Annotated in this window: 18 protein-coding genes and 1 pseudogene; 6 read left to right on the top strand and 13 right to left on the bottom strand. The window is 41.3% G+C overall.

The features are described 5' to 3' along the window. Window positions 1–216 precede the first annotated feature (216 nt). From ispC to rpsB, 5 genes are all read right to left on the bottom strand, one after another. Window positions 217–1,413: a 1-deoxy-D-xylulose-5-phosphate reductoisomerase gene (ispC, locus tag D3222_RS18025; RefSeq protein ID WP_118987384.1), complete on the bottom strand. Its 1,197-nt coding sequence runs from the start codon at window positions 1,411–1,413 to the stop codon at window positions 217–219. Window positions 1,414–1,555: 142 nt separating this feature from the next. Continuing rightward, a complete protein-coding gene (gene frr, locus D3222_RS18020; protein ID WP_046974077.1) occupies window positions 1,556–2,113 on the bottom strand; it encodes a ribosome recycling factor in 558 nt (185 codons plus the stop codon). Between the two features lie 119 nt (window positions 2,114–2,232). After that, window positions 2,233–2,961: a UMP kinase gene (pyrH, locus tag D3222_RS18015; RefSeq protein WP_118987383.1), complete on the bottom strand. Its 729-nt coding sequence runs from the start codon at window positions 2,959–2,961 to the stop codon at window positions 2,233–2,235. 278 nt (window positions 2,962–3,239) lie between these two features. After that, window positions 3,240–4,091: a translation elongation factor Ts gene (tsf, locus tag D3222_RS18010; RefSeq protein WP_118987382.1), complete on the bottom strand. Its 852-nt coding sequence runs from the start codon at window positions 4,089–4,091 to the stop codon at window positions 3,240–3,242. A 150-nt stretch (window positions 4,092–4,241) separates the two neighbouring features. Then, complete coding sequence (gene rpsB / locus D3222_RS18005) at window positions 4,242–4,967, bottom strand: 30S ribosomal protein S2 (RefSeq protein WP_046974080.1); 726 nt, start codon at window positions 4,965–4,967, stop codon at window positions 4,242–4,244. A 433-nt stretch (window positions 4,968–5,400) separates the two neighbouring features. Here rpsB and map point away from each other — a divergent pair, with 433 nt between their 5' ends. The 4 genes from map (at window position 5,401) to D3222_RS17985 (ending at window position 10,453) form a co-directional block, all read left to right on the top strand. After that, window positions 5,401–6,198 carry a type I methionyl aminopeptidase gene (gene map / locus D3222_RS18000; RefSeq protein ID WP_118987381.1) on the top strand — a complete coding sequence of 266 codons (798 nt, stop codon included), beginning with the start codon at window positions 5,401–5,403 and terminating at the stop codon, window positions 6,196–6,198. Between the two features lie 139 nt (window positions 6,199–6,337). Further along, window positions 6,338–8,986 carry a bifunctional uridylyltransferase/uridylyl-removing protein GlnD gene (gene glnD / locus D3222_RS17995; protein ID WP_118987380.1) on the top strand — a complete coding sequence of 883 codons (2,649 nt, stop codon included), beginning with the start codon at window positions 6,338–6,340 and terminating at the stop codon, window positions 8,984–8,986. A 46-nt stretch (window positions 8,987–9,032) separates the two neighbouring features. After that, a complete protein-coding gene (dapD, locus tag D3222_RS17990; RefSeq protein ID WP_118987379.1) occupies window positions 9,033–9,857 on the top strand; it encodes a 2,3,4,5-tetrahydropyridine-2,6-dicarboxylate N-succinyltransferase in 825 nt (274 codons plus the stop codon). 209 nt (window positions 9,858–10,066) lie between these two features. Further along, complete coding sequence (locus D3222_RS17985) at window positions 10,067–10,453, top strand: DUF3461 family protein (RefSeq protein WP_036781518.1); 387 nt, start codon at window positions 10,067–10,069, stop codon at window positions 10,451–10,453. A 57-nt stretch (window positions 10,454–10,510) separates the two neighbouring features. Here D3222_RS17985 and D3222_RS17980 read toward each other — a convergent pair whose 3' ends face one another. Next, the gene (locus tag D3222_RS17980; RefSeq protein ID WP_118987378.1) at window positions 10,511–10,960 is read right to left on the bottom strand and encodes a flavodoxin; all 450 of its coding nucleotides are present in this window, start codon (window positions 10,958–10,960) and stop codon (window positions 10,511–10,513) included. Window positions 10,961–11,455: 495 nt separating this feature from the next. On the opposite strand from D3222_RS17980, the gene D3222_RS17975 reads away from it, so the two are divergent. Then, window positions 11,456–11,701, top strand: a complete 246-nt coding sequence (locus D3222_RS17975; protein WP_118987377.1) for a hypothetical protein — start codon at window positions 11,456–11,458, stop codon at window positions 11,699–11,701. A gap of 191 nt (window positions 11,702–11,892) precedes the next feature. After that, complete coding sequence (locus D3222_RS17970) at window positions 11,893–12,282, top strand: hypothetical protein (RefSeq protein ID WP_157975356.1); 390 nt, start codon at window positions 11,893–11,895, stop codon at window positions 12,280–12,282. Between the two features lie 120 nt (window positions 12,283–12,402). On the opposite strand, the gene truC is transcribed toward D3222_RS17970, so the two are convergent. The 7 genes and pseudogenes from truC to D3222_RS17935 all read right to left on the bottom strand — a co-directional run bounded on the left by truC (window position 12,403) and on the right by D3222_RS17935 (window position 17,968). Next, the gene (gene truC, locus D3222_RS17965) at window positions 12,403–13,173 is read right to left on the bottom strand and encodes a tRNA pseudouridine(65) synthase TruC (protein WP_118987375.1); all 771 of its coding nucleotides are present in this window, start codon (window positions 13,171–13,173) and stop codon (window positions 12,403–12,405) included. Between the two features lies 1 nt (window position 13,174). Further along, complete coding sequence (locus D3222_RS17960; protein WP_118987374.1) at window positions 13,175–13,507, bottom strand: YqcC family protein; 333 nt, start codon at window positions 13,505–13,507, stop codon at window positions 13,175–13,177. 524 nt (window positions 13,508–14,031) lie between these two features. After that, on the bottom strand, window positions 14,032–14,586 hold the full coding sequence (gene syd / locus D3222_RS17955; RefSeq protein ID WP_118987373.1) for a SecY-interacting protein: 555 nt from the start codon (window positions 14,584–14,586) through the stop codon (window positions 14,032–14,034). Between the two features lie 1,834 nt (window positions 14,587–16,420). Beyond that, a pseudogene (locus D3222_RS17950) lies at window positions 16,421–16,612 on the bottom strand (DUF637 domain-containing protein); the annotation flags it as partial. Then, entirely contained in the window at window positions 16,613–17,050 is a 438-nt protein-coding gene (locus tag D3222_RS17945; protein ID WP_118987371.1) for a hypothetical protein, read from the bottom strand. A gap of 8 nt (window positions 17,051–17,058) precedes the next feature. Beyond that, window positions 17,059–17,661, bottom strand: a complete 603-nt coding sequence (locus D3222_RS26140; protein WP_232832570.1) for a hypothetical protein — start codon at window positions 17,659–17,661, stop codon at window positions 17,059–17,061. Further along, window positions 17,600–17,968, bottom strand: coding sequence for a hypothetical protein (locus D3222_RS17935; RefSeq protein WP_118987370.1), 369 nt, complete (start codon window positions 17,966–17,968; stop codon window positions 17,600–17,602). The genes D3222_RS26140 and D3222_RS17935 overlap by 62 nt, the downstream gene beginning before the upstream one ends. Window positions 17,969–18,070: the final 102 nt, after the last annotated feature.

Here is an 18,070-nt window from a genome sequence, read left to right as displayed (position 1 = left end):
TCACTCAATTAATCCTTTACTGGTTAGGGTAATTCTCTTGCAAATTCAGGCAGCCAAACATAAAAAAGCCGTGTCTTGTATCACGACTTGGGTAAAGACCTAATTATCTGAAAGAACCCCCCAAAATCTGAACTGTTAATTATACCAGCCAACAGTTATACAAAAACTATACCATCAGGTAAAAATGCGAACAAATACCCATTTGCCAAAGCAATACTATCTAATAAATGAACTGATAGTCTTTATAGCTAAATCTCTTGCGAGCTTATCAATCTGTAAGACTTCTTCAATGCTCTGAGGTTCCGGTAAATTTAATTTTTCTACAACCTGCCGGTTTATAATTGCAATATCTGTGAAAGAGATTCCATTTTGTAAAAAAATCTTAACGATTTCTTCATTCGCTGCATTCAAAGCCGTCGTTGCAGCCTGGCCTGCGTGACAAGCTTCAATAGCCAGTTTCAAGCATGGATACCGTTCATAATCTGGTTTCGAGAACGTCAGTGTACCTAAAGAATAAAAATCAAGAGGTTCAACCCCAGAAGCAATACGATTTGGGTATGCCATTGCATAGGCAATGGGTGTACACATATCCGGCGTTCCTAATTGAGCAATAACGCTGCCATCCTGATAACGGACCATAGAGTGAATGACTGACTGAGGATGGATTACCACTTCCATTTCCGCAGCAGATGCATTGAACAGGCAACACGCCTCAATATATTCCAAGCCCTTATTCATCATTGTCGCAGAATCTACCGAAATCTTACGCCCCATCGACCAATTCGGATGAGCACAAGCCTGGTCCGGTGTTACAAAAGCTAATTGCTCCAAAGGGGTATGACGAAAAGGCCCGCCAGATCCTGTCAGAATAATATTAGCAATTCCATGTTGTTTTAGATCTCCGCGCCCAAGGTTTCGCTGTATTACCTCAGGTAAGCTCTGGAAAATAGCATTGTGTTCACTGTCAATGGGTAATAATTGAGCATTATGTTTCGCCACGGCATCCATAAAAAACCGACCGCTGGTGATCAGCGACTCTTTATTAGCAAGTAAAATCTGTTTACCCGCCCGGATAGCAGCCAGCGTTGGCAATAAACCAGCCACACCAACAATCCCAGACATAACCTGATCAACATCATTCAAAGCAGCCAGATCACATGCAGCCTGTTCGCCGAAAAGTACTTCGGTCTTACAACCTTGTTCAATAAGCAACTGTCTAAGCTCTTTTGCGGAAACTTCATCCGCCATCGCAACATATTGAGGCTGAAATTCCAGACATTGTTCAGCCATAACCTGAATATTCTTCCCAGCGACAAGCGCCGTTATTTCAAATTTATCAGGATGATTGCGAACTACAGTAAGTGTACTTTTGCCTATGGAACCTGTGGAACCAAGGATGGTCAACCTTTTCATACTGATGCTCTGAATTGCTCTGTTTGATGTGTATTAATACTTGTCTGATTCGCCTGGCTATGAATGCCTATGGCCTCAGAGAAATGCCGGATAAAAAATAGCGCCGCACGATAGCGACGCTTGATATATCTCACGAAAGAGATTAGAACTCCATAAGTTCTTCTTCTTTCTTAGCTAAAGCTTCATCAACTTTTTTGATGAAATTATCGGTCAACTTCTGAATATCATCCTGTGCACGACGCTCATCATCTTCACTGATCTCTTTATCTTTCAGTAAGGCTTTGATTTTATCGTTAGCATCACGACGAATATTACGCACGGAAACACGTCCTTGTTCAGCTTCACCACGAACCACTTTAATCAGATCTTTACGACGTTCTTCTGTCAATGGGGGTAAAGGAACACGGATTGTTGTACCCGCGGAAGAGGGGTTCAGACCTAAATCAGAAGCCATGATTGCCTTTTCAATCGCCGGCGTCATAGTACGATCAAATACCGTGATAGCCAGAGTACGTGCATCCTCAGCGATGACGTTAGCAATCTGACGCAGAGGTGTGGGCGCACCATAATACTCAACAGTGATACCGTCCAACAGACTTGGAGAAGCACGGCCAGTGCGAACCTTACTGATTTGGTTTTTAAGTGCTTCGACGCTTTTTTCCATACGGTCTTGCGCGTCTTTTTTGATTTCATTAATCACGTTACAAACCCTTGGGAACTGGTTGTTTTTCAAGCCATAAGTCATTATGACCATGTTTGTTAAATTTGACGTATCAGGCGACTAATCATACCGCCAAACATCTCTGGTGTCTCTGAACATTATTCGTGGAAAATCAGGGTACCTTCATTTTCACCCATCACCACACGACGCAACGCACCCGGTTTATTCATATTGAATACACGAATGGGTAAGCTATGATCACGAGCCAGAGTGAATGCCGCCAAATCCATGACTTTTAATTCACGCTCTAATACCTGCTGATAAGAGAGCTTATCGAACAATACCGCTTCTGCATCTTTAGCTGGATCAGCAGAGTAAACACCATCTACTTTAGTTGCTTTTAGCACAACATCTGCTTCAATCTCAATACCACGCAAACATGCTGCCGAATCTGTAGTAAAGAACGGATTGCCGGTACCCGCGGAGAAAATAACAACACGACCATGACGTAATAAACTAATCGCTTCTGCCCAACTATAGTTATCGCAAACGCCATTTAAAGGAATGGCAGACATTAGACGGGCGTTCACATAGGCGCGATGTAATGCGTCCCGCATTGCCAGACCATTCATCACTGTTGCCAACATGCCCATGTGGTCGCCGACTACACGGTTCATTCCTGCTTCTGCCAAGCCAGCACCACGAAACAGATTACCACCGCCAATGACGACACCGACCTCTACGCCTAACTCAACCAGTTCTTTGATTTCCTGAGCCATGCGATCTAACACGCTGGCATCTATACCAAAACCTTCTGCACCTTGCAGGGCTTCTCCACTGAGTTTAAGCAGGATACGCTGATATACGGGTTTTGCATTGGTTGCCATGATGTTCTGTCCTAAGCAGAAAAGTATATTGGGGATTTATACCCTTCATCTTTCAAGCTGCTGCTTTGTTGGCGACTTTCACTCACCCCAGTCACATCGTTATCTATGCTCTTGGGGATTCGTTCACTTGCCGCCGCACTGCAACTCGAAATCTATTAGGTATATATACATCCGGGCCATTCTGGCCAGATGCAAAAACTCAACACCTACTGGGATAGGCGGTTTAGATTAGATAAAACAGAACCGCCATTTGGCGGCCCTGTTTGTAAAAATTAAGACTATTTACTCATTGCAGCAACTTCTGCTGCGAAATCAGTCTCAACTTTCTCAATACCTTCACCCACTTCATAACGGATGAAGCTGGTCACTTTAGCATTGTTTTCTTTCAACAGATCGCCAACTGTTTTGCTTGGGTCCATCACGAAATTCTGACCTGTCAGAGAAATCTCACCGGTGAATTTATTCATACGGCCAGAAACCATTTTCTCTGCGATTTCACGTGGCTTACCAGACTGCATTGCGATATCCAGTTGGATTTGGTGCTCACGATCAACAACATCAGCCGGTACATCACTTGGGTTAACATATTCTGGCTTGCTTGCGGCGATGTGCATAGCCACATGCTTAATCAGCTCTTCATTAGCACCTTCAGCCGCAACCAGAACACCAATACGCGCACCATGCAGGTAAGTACCCAGTTGTTCACCTTCTAATACAGAAACGCGACGAATGTTAATATTTTCACCGATTTTAGCAACCAGTGCAGTACGCTGTTCTTCAAACTTAGCTTTCAGAGTTTCAATATCAGAGATTTTATCAGCTAATACTGTTGCCATAACTTCTTTACCGAAAGCGATGAAGCCTGCATCTTTAGCAACGAAGTCAGTTTCACAGTTCAGCTCAACCAAAGCGCCGAATTTGTCATCAGCAGCCACTTCCGCCAGGATAATACCTTCAGCAGCAACACGGCCAGCTTTCTTAGCCGCTTTCGCTTGACCTGATTTACGCATGTTGTCAATCGCTAATTCGATATCACCATTAGCTTCAACTAGCGCTTTTTTACATTCCATCATACCTGCGCCAGTACGCTCACGCAGTTCTTTTACCAAAGCAGCGGTAATTCCAGACATTTGTTTTATTCCTCGATGTATCCCGCGGGAAGAGAGTATTCCTCATGGATAGTTCTTATATCAGATACGTAAAAGGGGGCCATAACAGGCCCCCCTAACCAATATATTTCAATACCTGGTTAATAAGGGCTCAACAATGAGCTTGCCTTATTATTCAGCTTCTACAAAGCTTTCTTCTGCCTGAACAGCCAGATCTTGAGAACGACCTTCACGAACAGCGGTAGCAACAGCACCCAAATACAGTTTTACTGCACGGATTGCGTCATCGTTACCAGGGATGATGAAATCAACACCATCTGGATCAGAGTTGGTATCAACAACAGCGAATACTGGGATACCCAGATTGTTCGCTTCTTTGATAGCAATGTGTTCATGTTCAGCATCGATAACAAACAGAGCGTCAGGTAAGCCGCCCATATCTTTGATACCGCCCAGGCTGTTTTCTAACTTACCAAGCTCACGAGAACGAATTAACGCTTCTTTCTTGGTCAGTTTGTCAAAAGTACCGTCCTGAGACTGTGCTTCTAAATCTTTCAAACGCTTGATGGACTGGCGAACGGTTTTCCAGTTAGTCAGCATACCGCCTAACCAACGGTGATTAACGAAGAATTGATCACAGCTCAGAGCTGATTCTTTAATCGCTTCGCTTGCAGCACGCTTAGTACCAACAAACAGAATTTTGCCTTTGCGTGAAGCAATTTTGTTCAGCTCAGCTAACGCGTCGTTGAACATTGGAACAGTTTTTTCCAGGTTGATGATATGCACTTTGTTACGAGCACCAAAGATGAATGGTTTCATTTTTGGGTTCCAGTAACGAGTCTGGTGACCGAAGTGAACGCCCGCTTGCAGCATATCGCGCATGGAAACAGTTGCCATTGTAAACCTCTGTAAAATATTAAGTTGGGGTTATGCCTCCACGAGCCCCATAACACCGACTCTTTAGCTGCATGTTCTGCATGAGAGCACCCCGGCGTATGTGCCGACCCGTGTGTGTTATTTACACAGTGAGTATATTTAACGCCTCTGGTGTTTTGCCTTAGAAACAAATACACAGAACGCCGGCGCGCTTTATATCACAAACCCGCCTAAGACACCAACTTTTGTTGCCATTTTCTGATAGCTCAATGTGATAAAGAAAAGCAGGGTTACGAACGGTATTCTTGATGGGTAAATAAAGGTAACGAGGGAAATAGGGCTGCCAACTGTTATTGGCAGATATTCTGTAGGCTGATACCATTAGTTCAATAATTTTTTCCTTGTTGAAAAACAGACAACCAGCAGATTCGCTGGCTTTGAATGGACAAGTTTCATGGCAATCTCAATTAAAACCTCTGAAGATATTGAAAAAATGCGCGTCTCTGGTCGACTGGCGGCAGAAGTGTTGGAACTTATTGAACCTTACGTCAAACCCGGTGTAACAACAGGTGAATTAGATCGTATCTGTCACGATCACATTACCAACAAACAACAAGCTGTCTCTGCCTGCCTTGGCTATCACGGTTTCCCAAAATCTGTTTGTATCTCTGTTAATGACGTAGTGTGTCATGGTATCCCCAATGATGATAAAACCTTGAAAGATGGCGATATTGTTAATATCGATGTGACTGTTATCAAAGAGGACTTCCACGGTGATACATCAAAAATGTTCATAGTTGGTAAACCAACCATTCAGGGTGAGCGCCTGTGCCGCATCACTCAGGAAAGCCTTTATCTGGCCTTGAAAATGGTGAAACCTGGTATTCGTCTACGTACCCTTGGTAAAGCCATCCAACAATTTGTTGAAGGCAACGATCTTTCCGTGGTCCGTGAATATTGCGGTCACGGCATAGGCAAAGGCTTCCATGAGGAACCACAAGTACTACACTATGATGCAGATGATGGTGGTGTTGTTCTGCAAAAAGGTATGGCTTTCACTATTGAGCCAATGGTTAACATCGGTGACTACCGCATCCGTACCATGAAAGATGGCTGGACAGTCAAAACGAAGGATCGTAGCCTGTCCGCGCAGTATGAACATACCATCGTTGTTACTGATAACGGCTGCGAAATCATGACATTGCGTAAAGAAGAAGAGCCCGCTCTCTCCGCAGTTTTAATTAATGAATAATTAAATAGCAAACAGCGAAGCCTTGATGAAATTACACACAAGGCTTCCAATCTCTTCATCTGCAATATCCCCTTGTTTAACACCCTACTTTCTCAGTAATCTGGCCGTTATGATTCGCTTTTCTCATAGGTTTATACTTATGTCAGCAGATATCGCCACAATTCAAGCCCCTATCCCGCCACTTTCTCCCGCTGATTTTTCTGGTGAAGAACTTCGCTATCCCGTGTTGAAACAGCACCTCGAAGAATTTCAGTTTTGGCTGGAACAGGCATTTAAAGCGGGTATTTCCGCAGAAGCCTTGATTTCCGCACGCAGTGATTACATAGACCAGTTGTTACAAAGATTATGGTATGCCTATGGATTTGATAAAATTCCATCGCTTTCATTGATTGCCGTCGGTGGATACGGTCGGCGGGAACTGCATCCGCTATCTGATATCGACGTACTGATACTCAGTGAACAACCACTCACACCGCCTCAAGCTCAGAATGTTGGGCAATTTATCACTTTACTATGGGATATCCGGCTGGAAGTCGGCCACAGTGTTCGCACACTTGAAGAGTGTTTACTGGAAGGGCTATCAGATCTAACTATTGCGACGAATTTAATCGAATCACGGTTAATTTGTGGCGATCCATCCATTTTTCTTCGATTACAGCGACATACTTTCAGTGATGGTTTTTGGCCTTCCACTGAATTCTTTGATGCCAAAATTGTCGAACAACACGAACGCCATCAGCGCTATCACAGCACCAGTTATAACCTGGAACCTGATATCAAAAGCAGCCCCGGAGGATTGCGAGACATTCATACCTTACTGTGGGTTGCCCGTCGCCATTTTGGTGCAACCTCCATAGATGAAATGGTCGACTTTGGTTTCCTGACAGCAGAAGAACGTAATGAATTAAATGAATGCCAAAGTTTCCTCTGGCATATCCGCTTTGCTCTTCATCTGATCGTCAATCGTTATGATAATCGCCTGTTATTTGATCGCCAGTTCAGCATTGCCCAATTACTGGGCTATCAAGGAGAACGTAATCAACCGGTAGAACGAATGATGAAAGATTTCTACCGGATGACACGCCGCGTTAGCGAACTCAACAATATGCTACTGCAACTGTTTGATGAAGCCATTCTGGCATTGGAAACCAATGAAAAATCCCGCCCACTGGATAGTGAATTCCAGCTACGGGGGCAACTTATTGATCTAATCGATGAAACCCTGTTTATCAAAGAACCCGCGGCTATTATGCGAATGTTTTATCGCATGGCGGAACATGAAGAAGTTCAAGGTATTTATTCTACTACGTTACGCCACCTCCGTTATGCACGCCGCAACCTGTCTCAGCCGTTGTGTGAATTACCGGAAGCTCGCCAAATCTTTATGGATATCCTACGTCACCCAAGGGCGGTTGAAAGCGCATTTGTGCCCATGCATCGTCACAGTGTTCTTGGCGCTTATACACCACTTTGGGGCAATATTGTCGGTCAGATGCAGTTTGATCTGTTTCACGCTTATACCGTCGATGAACATACTATCCGCGTACTGAGAAAACTGGAAAGTTTTGCCGATGAGAATAACCGCCCAGCCCACCCACTCTGTGTCGAGCTATACCCTCGTCTGCCTCAACCAGAGCTTCTACGTCTTGCTGCACTATTTCATGATATCGCCAAAGGGCGTACCGGCGACCATTCCGAACTTGGCGCTGACGATGCGCTAGCATTTTCACTGCAACATGGGCTCACTTCACGAGAAGCTGATTTGGTAGCCTGGCTGGTTCGTCATCATCTGTTAATGTCAGTTACAGCTCAGCGGAGAGATATTCAGGACCCAGAAATCATCAAGCAATTTTCCCATCAAATCCTCAATGAAACCCGGTTACGCTACCTGATCTGCCTGACAGTCGCTGATATCTGCGCAACCAATATCAACCTATGGAATAGTTGGAAGCAGAGCTTGTTACGGGAACTCTATTTCTCTACAGAGAATCAATTGCGCCAGGGAAATACGCCAGATTTTCGGGAGCGCATCCGTCATAACCGTTTTCAGGCACTTGCTCTGTTGCGCCAAGATAATATTAACGAACAGAAACTTCATCAGCTCTGGAGTCGTTGTCATGCAGATTATTTCCTTCGCCATACGCCAAGACAACTCGCCTGGCACGCCCGTCATCTAATGCAACATGATTCTCAAGAGTCACTGATACTGATAAGTACCAAGCCAACCCGCGGCGGTACAGAAATTTTTATCTGGAGCTTAGATCGTCCTTCCCTGTTTGCGGCGGTTGTCGGTGAACTGGATAGACGTAACCTGAGTGTTCATAATGCTCAAATCTTTACCAATCGTGATGGCATGACAATGGACACTTTCTTGGTACTGGAACCCAATGGTCATCCTTTAGCATCGGATCGCCACGAAATAATACGTAACGCACTTTTACAAGTCGTTCAGGATCCTCATACCAAAACACCGAAAACACGAAAATTACCAACCAAACTGCGCCACTTCAACGTCCCAACAAAAGTGACCTTCCTGCCTACCCATAACGAACGACGAACCTATATGGAACTATTTGCCCTAGATCAGCCGGGGTTACTGGCAAGAGTCGGTAATATTTTCGCCGAAATGGGGGTTTCACTACATGGTGCGCATATCACCACGATCGGTGAACGTGTCGAAGACTTTTTTGTTCTGGCGGATAAGGATCACAAAGCATTAAATAAAAAAGTCAGAGAAGAATTGTCAGAAAGGTTGACAGCAACCCTAAATCCAAAGGATAAAATATAACTGAATATAAGCCTATGATTCGGACGATAACCAAGGAACCGATGCAATGCAGCAATTACAATCCATTATCGAAAATGCTTTTGAAAACCGCGCAACGCTTACTCCAGCAACAGTTAACCATGAAACACGTGATGCTGTTACTCAAGTCATCAATCTGTTGGATAGTGGAAAACTGCGTGTTGCAGAGAAAATTGACGGTCAGTGGGTCACGCATCAATGGCTGAAAATGGCGGTACTGCTCTCTTTCCGTATCAATGAAAATCAGATCATCACTGGTACCGAAAGCCGTTATTTCGATAAAGTCCCAATGAAATTCTCTGGCTATGATCAGGCAAGATTTGAAAAAGAGGGTTTCCGCGTGGTTCCTCCCGCGACAGCACGTCAAGGGGCCTTTATTGCCCGTAACTGCGTATTGATGCCTTCCTATGTCAACATCGGCGCTTATGTTGATGAAGGAACAATGGTAGATACCTGGACAACTGTCGGCTCCTGTGCCCAAATTGGTAAAAACGTCCATTTATCCGGCGGCGTCGGTATCGGGGGCGTGCTGGAACCATTGCAAGCCAACCCAACCATCATTGAAGACAACTGCTTTATTGGCGCCCGTTCTGAAATTGTAGAAGGTGTCATTGTCGAAGAAGGTTCTGTGATTTCAATGGGCGTCTACATCGGTCAAAGCACCAAAATCCATGATCGTGAAACAGGCGAAATCCATTATGGCCGAGTCCCTGCCGGCTCTGTTGTTGTCTCTGGCAACCTCCCATCGAAAGATGGCAGCTACAGCCTGTATTGCGCTGTCATTGTAAAAAAAGTGGATGCTAAAACACGGGCAAAAGTAAGCATTAATGAACTCTTAAGAGCGATAGATTAAACTTCAAAATAGCGGATAATAAATCCGCTATTTTTTTGCTTTTTATCATCATTACCGACCTCAGTCAGTGTTATTAATATAGGCGGTTTGAACGCGGGCAACGTGCACAACCTGAAACGGACACAGCGTACATAAGGCGTTTGAGCACGACCCACATTCAAAATGACGCATAGAATAACCTACTGGGAAAATACCCTTAAGGTGGTGCCATGTACGATAACTTAAAGAGTCTGGGAATCACATATCCCGAAGAAATTGACCGCTATAGTCTGCGTCAAGAAGCTAACAACGATATTCTGAAAATCTATTTTCGCAAGGATAAAGGTGAATTCTTTGCTAAAAGCGTGAAATTCAAATATCCGCGCCAACGCAAAACTGTAACTGCAAACAATACAGAGCAAGGATACAAAGAGATCAACGAAATCAACACTAACCTACGTTATGTGATTGAAGAGTTGGATCAAATTTGCAAACGTGATCAAGCAGAAGTCGATTTGAAACACAAAATCCTTGATGACTTGCGTCATCTTGAACACGTTGTTGCCAACAAGATTGCCGAGATTGAAGCCGATCTGGAAAAGCTGACCCGTAAATAAAATGGTTCTATTAATTACACCGCTTATATCCTATTTGGTATAAGCGGTGTATTGTGATTATTCAATTAATTCTCCCCATTGCCTGATCCAAGGCTGAGCAAAAACTTCCGGTTCAGCTTCTTCCACCGCATCCACCATCAAAACTTCACCGATTCTTATTGCTCCTTGCTCTTGTAGCAACTCATCAAAAGTGCACCCACCACCACAAAAATTCTCGTAACTACTATCACCCAAAGCGATGACGCCATAGCGTAATTCCGGCTGATAACCTAATTCATCGCATAAAGCACAATAAAGTGGCTGAATATTATCGGGCAAATCCCCCTGCCCAGTCGTTGAAGTGATAACCAAAATCACGTGATCAAGATAGGACTGCCACTGTTCCAATTCCCCTTCTTCAAATACTTCTATCTCATGACCTTGTTGTTCAAGGATTTGCTGTGCTTCTTCTGCAACTGCCAGGGCATTACCGTAAACAGTACCAACAAAAATACCAATTTTCGCCATAGCTTCTTATCTCTTTTTAAAGGAACTATCAGTTATCCTCGCTGGCAACAACAGAAAACTCAACCCTTGCCAAATCAGGGATAATTACCTTACCAGCTAAGCCATCGCACCAAATATTGCCATTATTAAGTTCAATCTGTCATGTAAACAATATCTCATCAGCACTAATGACTAACGATATATCTGCCAGACTAATTACAGGCAGATGTACTGATCAATGACGGTGGCTATTCTACATAAAACGGTAACAAGTAATCATCAAACACATTGTTATCCGTGACAACTATTATAGAACAGCTAAAATGCAGTAACATTAAACTCAGTTATTTATCCAATAATAATTTAGTGTTAACATTACTTCTTGTAACAACTTTGTTTGATAACATTTTCATTAACATAGAAGAGTGCCACATACTCTATTTCAATAAAAATAATAGCCGAATCAGATTAATAGAACAACGTAGGCGAACAATAAATATAATGAGATCAATCACCATGTTTAATAATAGAGCCATCGTGCTTAGTGTGTTATTAAGTACAGCAAACATTACAGGCTCATCGGGTCTGATGACTTGGGTAGATGCCGTACTTAAAGATGGCGGTATGATTTTAAATGCCTACATTCCTGTTTTTTCCTATTTATTGGGGTTATCTCTGGGATGTATGACCATATCCTTTTTTATTCGAAAAATGAATATTACTTTTTTTAAAAAAATATTTTTGGATTCTTCTTATTATTAGCAACTATAAACTGCATTCTCTTTTCATTAGTTGTTTTCTTTGCCTTTTCCAGTTTGGTTATCATCAATGTTTGCTTTTTCCTCTCCTTAATGATTATGCCAGCAATGCGAACACAATATTTTGAACATATTGATATGATTCAAATGTATATCATACTACTGATTATATGGTTCCCCTGTGCAATTGGCATCATGAAAGCCATTAAATCCGTACTTTTAACCAAAAGAATCACGGTAGGTAATATCATTCAATTATTTTCTCTCGGATTTTGTCTACTTGGTATTATTATAAATTCTGGCATACTCTATTTGCTATTCACAATTATGGTATTTTTAGCTAATACAATTATGCAACCTGTTTTTTTCTCTTATTTAGGGTTATATTCAAAAAACTCTCTTTATACTTTAGGTATACAATCAGTGACTTATGTATTTATTACTATGATTATTCTCTTTTATACTACTTATTTAGGTGTTGGCGTTGAAGAAATCATTGCTGGATTTACAATATTACTAATTTCTTCAATAGTTATATCGACTATTTTTCTTTCAAGAATAAATTCAAAAAAACAACAACATTAACCAGTAAAAATTAATAAACTTACACATTGACAACCTTTATTAATAATATCTAAATCTTGCCTTTATCTCTTAATTGAATTAATTAAGAAATAAAGGCAACGGGTATTTTTTTAAAATATCTTAATCGATGAAATTTTCTATCTTATTCGCTTCATCATATTCCAAATCAGGAATAATACCTTGCCAACCAAATTGTTGTATCAAATACTGCCATGACGCATCCCATTTTGCCGTAAGCGATAATTTCTCCCCCGTAACGGGATGATCTAATTCAAGATGACTAGCATGAAGCATCAACCGGCTGGTTTGATAATGAGCGGCAACCCCTCTGTTTTGCCGTAAATCGCCATGTGTCGTATCACCAATAATTGGGTGACGAATATGTGACATATGGCGTCTTAATTGATGTTTTCGGCCTGTTTTCGGTGTCAATTCCAACAAACTAAAACGTGATGTAGGATAACGGCCTATTTCTACCGGACACTCTACCGTTGCCAATGATCGGTAATAAGTTACACAAGGCTGAGCTTCTTTATCACCCTCTGCAAATTTATCCGCGATCTTATCCAGCTCCTCAACCAGAGCGTAATCAATAATAGCCGATTCCAACACATAACCACGCACAACGGCATGATAAGTTTTTTGTAACTGATGATGTTCAAACTGTTGGGAAAGCTGACGGGCAACATCGCTGGAAAGTGCCATCAGCAATACACCTGACGTTGGTCTATCCAGACGGTGTACCGGGAAAACATGCTGACCAATCTGATCACGCAATGTCTGCATAACAAAGACAGTTTCATGACGCGCCAACCAGCTACGATGAACTAACCACCCCGCAGGCTTGTTAACTACCACAATATGATCATCCTGATATAATACTTCCAACATATCAGGCATTATCCTGCATAAATAAACAATCCAACGTACGAAGATGTTCAAGCAGTTGCTGGTAACGCCCGGTAGTATCTTCTTTATAAAACTCCTCAAAGTAAGGCGCGATAGCAAATGCCGTAGGCAACGCCAATCCCTGCGCCAACAATGCATACATTCTCGGAATCAATACCCACTGCAACCACTCTTCAGCTAACATCGTATCAATGGAAAATGGCTCAACACTTTCGAAAGCTTCCGCTTTAGGCGGATGACCCTGCCACAGATCAATTTCCCTCATGGCTTCTTCAATTAACTGTAATTTATGCAGAATTTGTTTTGCAGTACTCATATTTTCAGCCTGACTCAGTTTTTACTCAACACGACCAAGTTCGCAAGAATACCATCGATACCCCTTAAGCTGAAAATTTGCTTGCTCCACCAAATAAGAGAAGGGAGCGAACAAGCGCTCCCCTTAAGTTGATTTTATAGCAGTCCCGCTAATAATATGCTCCCTGCTCACTCCTTGACAAATTGTCCCTAGTTGGTTATCCGTTACCCATCATTTTATTTATGTTGCATACGATCCTGTTATGCATTGTGTCATCCTGACCATCATCACTCATCTGTCCTTGAGAAATTGTGCGCAATGATTCCTTTCCTGCTGAGGACAGAATGAATTAATTCGTTCGATGAAACAAGCTACACATAATGGAACCAGTAAGTGAGAACAGGGAATAAAATCTGTGATTATTTATAGCCTATTGAAATAAAATGAAAATAATAAACCAATGTGAAACTCACAAAAGTAAACCATGATATCTCTTACATGAAGTGTAAGAGATATCTCACAAATATAGCGTTAAAAATCCGGGCTTAACAAATAGAGACAGGTTCAATTGCACCAAGAAACCCAATTAAATCGGTAAATAACCGCATTCGTTTGTGGCTACCAAATTGTTCCAAGATCACTTCACCGGTCAAGTTACACAGAGAAATGATCCCCATATCATCTGATTCCATCGTTGCAATAAACGCCGTTGGCGACAGTTTCAGCCGTTTCTGCGTCACTAAATGTCCTATCAAGTTTTCCTGTAAACGGATAAAGTCATCCTCACTCCAAACCTGAATTAAACTAAACTGTTGACCTTCAAACGTTACCGTCATATCACCGGCCAATTGCGACGTATAAAAATCATGAATTGCCGGTTGTAATTGAATATCCAGTGCAACTTCGACGCTATTCAGCTTATCTTTTAAAGGAAAAGGCTGAGGAAGCCAATAAACCATGTTGTCACCAGTCTGGGTAATACAAGGTGATGGTACACCATAAAGTTCACGGCTGACAGGCGGGGATCCAGTTTCCTGTTGCCACAAATCAACATAACGACGGGTAAAATTAGACAGCGCTTCTGTAACATTAGAAATCATATTATTTTCAACCAGTAACTGTTAGGGTGTACTTAATGTTATTGTAAACCAAATATTCTGACTGTTCCCCTGCCTAAAGGCTATAGATATCTACACATCACCAAACTGACCCAAAATATTTGCGGCTAACATTACAGCGAAACCCACCGCACAACACCCCGGGGTATGGTTCACCATGAAAGCATGGGTACCGTTTTATCCATTTTTTATCGCTTACTTCGTAATAATGATGACGAGAGAGCACTTTAATATGAGCCTGTTTAGATAATACTCTTTTTCACGCTGATTTATTTTAAGTTTTCTGTTAATGGTTAATGTCATTTAAAAAGACTGCACTTATAGTTAAATTCGTCTTTTATATAAAATCTTTAATACATCTGTTTTTGTGCTTTTAAATGGTTATGGCAGGACAGGTAAATGTAAAATAAGATAAGGATAACATCGTTGATAAATACATTAAACATGATAGGGAATAATCCGTTTTTAGTCACTCTGTGCCTTTTCAAAATCTGGGATTAATGGATACCTGTTTTTTACCTTTAACTAACTAATCACCGAAAAAAGCAGCTTGCCGATCGACATCTATTTAAATGATGTTTAAATAGAACAGTGAATTAATTTAATAACACCTTATCATATCAACAATAGTGAAAAGTCTGACGGATTAATCAGCCAGAAAGATTATATACCTAATAGATTTCGAGTTGCAGCGCGGCGGCAAGTGAACGAATCCCCAGGAGCATAGATAACTATGTGACTGGGGTGAGTGAAAGTAGCCAACAAAGCAGCAGCTTGAAAGATGAAGGGTATAATGATTAAATGGGTATTTAAACGTTAACTGAGTATGAAAATAGCTTGGGAAAATAAAAATATAAATTGATTTTATCGTTAAATCACATTTAAGGTATAAAAAGAGGCATAACTTAAATCAAACGGTAGAAAAGCAATGCTATTAAACGGGATAAAGTAGTGTAAAACAAGTTTTAACGAATGTATTTAATGTATCGCAGTGTTGCATAACAAATTCCACATAACAACGCTGTAAGTCATCCATCTCGTATTCGGTTGATTTATTTATTTGCGGATTTTGTTATTCCTGTTTTTTATGAATAATTATTTAACTGGTTTATGAAAGAGTTTATTCACCGGTTGAAAACGTTATTAAAGTCGGTTCATTTTAGAAAACAGATTGTCTGATTAAATAACTTTCCAAAATGGTGCTACACCTTACCTACCAACAACCCTATGTATAACAATGAGTTGAATAAAACCATGTGTAGCGGAATTATGAAACCTTATTTAACCGATTCATATTTTTATTTATCCTTTTGTTCGTGGTATATAAAGCATTAATAAAGCCAATTCTTTTTCTCATTTTCACTGATAGATTTATGATAGGCAGTTTTTTAACTCTTATTAAAAGTCATTTTTTTAACCTCTAGTTTTAACTTGTATAATAAGGTTTTAACCATTATTTTTATTGCTTTTAATACTTTATTTTTATTAAAGTTTAATCATCACGATATATTATGTTTTACGTTTAATCAATGTACTTTTTATCTTTACTGACGCTGTTTTATTGGCAATCCTGAGTAGTTTTTATAAGTCACATTCCTTTATTTTATCTTCATAAATCAACCCATAAATAGCCTGATGGCATAAAAATACCCCTTTATGTTTTTCAGATAATATTCTTTTTCTCGCTGATTTATTTTTAGCTCTCTTTTAATGGTTAATGTAATTTCATTGAATTTAATTAATGTCATTTCATAGTTAAATCCGTCTTTTATATAAAAGCTTTAATATCTCTGCTTTCGTGCTTTTAAATGGCCATAGCAGCCCCTTTGGCATCCCCACCAGCGATTTCAGCGCTAATGCCTGCCACAACCGCATGGCTTAACATCTTTCCTGAGTGGCCTAAAATCTCCCCATTATCACCAATCAGCCTGGCGCCTTCCGCGTTAATCTGGTTACCCACATTGCTCAACAACGCCGCTTGCAGATTATCCGTAAAACTGCCGCCATTTCAGTCAATTGTAGAAGCAAATTCGCCATCGATTTTTTGCTTTTCGAGAAAAAAAACTCCTAGATCCTCTGATTCTCTTTCAATAATACCTATGTAATGAGAGATGGATGTGACTAACTCAGAATAACCTATAATCGATTGTATCTTAAAATTATCATATAAGACTTTATAGTCATCATTTAAATGAGTTATACAAATTGACCAATTAGAAGACAATTTACCGTCTTTAATCTCGCATAAATTAGCAGGAATCCATACAGGGTTACCTTTATTAGGACAGATTAAATAATCGATTCGACATGAAAGCAACATCAAACCATAAACTACATATTCAGTTCCAATCTCCAAAAAAGAATAATCTGTTTCATCTGTTTCGCCAAAACAACGGCTATCATCAGGTAAATTTTTTCCCGAATTAAAAATACATTTAATTAACATAAAAATACTCACTTAAATTTAAAATCATCAATAGCCCCTGTCTTTGTATTCTTTACATAGTGAACTTCTATTCCGTTAATATTTTGAGACATTTTTACCCAACCATCTGACGCAGGCCACCGTTTATCAGTCATAGGAACAGGGAGCTGCCGCCCCGAATTAAGATTGGATATAGCTTGCTCAAGTGCTAATTTTTCATTCAAATTTGCAGGAGTATTGCGCCCAGTAGAGCCTAAATCAAGGGGTTTATTTGCGCTCGTCCCCTTTCCAACATACAACTTCTCATTTTCAATCAAACTAGCTACGGCATGGGTATCAGGTTTAGCATTTCTTAACAGCGGTTCTGAGGCATGACTCAACTCTTCTGCCAGATTTTTCGCCCCTTCTTTGCTGTTACCTAATACTTTTACCGCTCCAGCCGCCAAAGCACCGGTCCCAACCGCCGCTTCCGGCGCAACCGCATCCGCAACAAAAATCCCCACGTTATTCAGGCACAGCGCCGGATTGGCTTTACAGCCTTCCAGCGCAATACGCCCTGCCGTTGCCATTTCAGCCGAGCCCGCAATCAGTATATGACCGCCATAAACCAGCGCATAGCCGCCTGCCGCCACGGCGGTGACGGCAATCGCGGCATTCCGCCGCTTTATCCCCTTTTTCCGCCGCCAAGATATCTTTTTGATTATCTGCCGATAACTGATACAACATGTGCTCAGTCATGTTATTACGATAGACAAGCTCCGCGCTGTTTGCCGCACTGTAAGCGCCTTCCGGGGTATGACTAATCAGGGCACCTGATAACGCCCCGATAAATTTAGCCGTCTGGGCCTTAGCTTCATTACCCGTCAGCGCTTCCTGAAGTTTATGAATTTGCCGTTCTGTTTCATTCTTATATGCCGGTTCAAATAGCCTGCTTTCCATGCTTGGCGGCTAATTCAGCCGCCAAGCATGGATTTAACCGAAAAGATGATCAGCTAATTATTGAACTTGCGTGTCAGCTCTAAAAGTTAATAAAAATAATTT

Origin of the sequence: Photorhabdus sp. CRCIA-P01 (assembly GCF_003545805.1) — a bacterium.
In the GTDB taxonomy this organism is placed as follows: Bacteria; Pseudomonadota; Gammaproteobacteria; order Enterobacterales; family Enterobacteriaceae; genus Photorhabdus; species Photorhabdus antumapuensis.
Note: the sequence above shows the minus strand (reverse complement) of the source record. Positions and strands in the feature narration are given on the sequence as shown.

Bases quoted from the DNA above. Each gene is read 5' to 3' on its own strand.
- ispC (WP_118987384.1), bottom strand. From the start codon at position 1,413: ATGAAAAGGTTGACCATCCTTGGTTCCACAGGTTCCATAGGCAAAAGT.
- pyrH (WP_118987383.1), bottom strand. From the start codon at position 2,961: ATGGCAACCAATGCAAAACCCGTATATCAGCGTATCCTGCTTAAACTC.
- tsf (WP_118987382.1), bottom strand. From the start codon at position 4,091: ATGTCTGGAATTACCGCTGCTTTGGTAAAAGAACTGCGTGAGCGTACT.
- rpsB (WP_046974080.1), bottom strand. From the start codon at position 4,967: ATGGCAACTGTTTCCATGCGCGATATGCTGCAAGCGGGCGTTCACTTC.
- map (WP_118987381.1), top strand. From the start codon at position 5,401: ATGGCAATCTCAATTAAAACCTCTGAAGATATTGAAAAAATGCGCGTC.
- glnD (WP_118987380.1), top strand. From the start codon at position 6,338: ATGTCAGCAGATATCGCCACAATTCAAGCCCCTATCCCGCCACTTTCT.
- dapD (WP_118987379.1), top strand. From the start codon at position 9,033: ATGCAGCAATTACAATCCATTATCGAAAATGCTTTTGAAAACCGCGCA.
- D3222_RS17985 (WP_036781518.1), top strand. From the start codon at position 10,067: ATGTACGATAACTTAAAGAGTCTGGGAATCACATATCCCGAAGAAATT.
- D3222_RS17980 (WP_118987378.1), bottom strand. From the start codon at position 10,960: ATGGCGAAAATTGGTATTTTTGTTGGTACTGTTTACGGTAATGCCCTG.
- D3222_RS17975 (WP_118987377.1), top strand. From the start codon at position 11,456: ATGTTTAATAATAGAGCCATCGTGCTTAGTGTGTTATTAAGTACAGCA.
- D3222_RS17970 (WP_157975356.1), top strand. From the start codon at position 11,893: ATGAAAGCCATTAAATCCGTACTTTTAACCAAAAGAATCACGGTAGGT.
- truC (WP_118987375.1), bottom strand. From the start codon at position 13,173: ATGTTGGAAGTATTATATCAGGATGATCATATTGTGGTAGTTAACAAG.
- D3222_RS17960 (WP_118987374.1), bottom strand. From the start codon at position 13,507: ATGAGTACTGCAAAACAAATTCTGCATAAATTACAGTTAATTGAAGAA.
- syd (WP_118987373.1), bottom strand. From the start codon at position 14,586: ATGATTTCTAATGTTACAGAAGCGCTGTCTAATTTTACCCGTCGTTAT.
- D3222_RS17945 (WP_118987371.1), bottom strand. From the start codon at position 17,050: ATGTTAATTAAATGTATTTTTAATTCGGGAAAAAATTTACCTGATGAT.
- D3222_RS17935 (WP_118987370.1), bottom strand. From the start codon at position 17,968: ATGGAAAGCAGGCTATTTGAACCGGCATATAAGAATGAAACAGAACGG.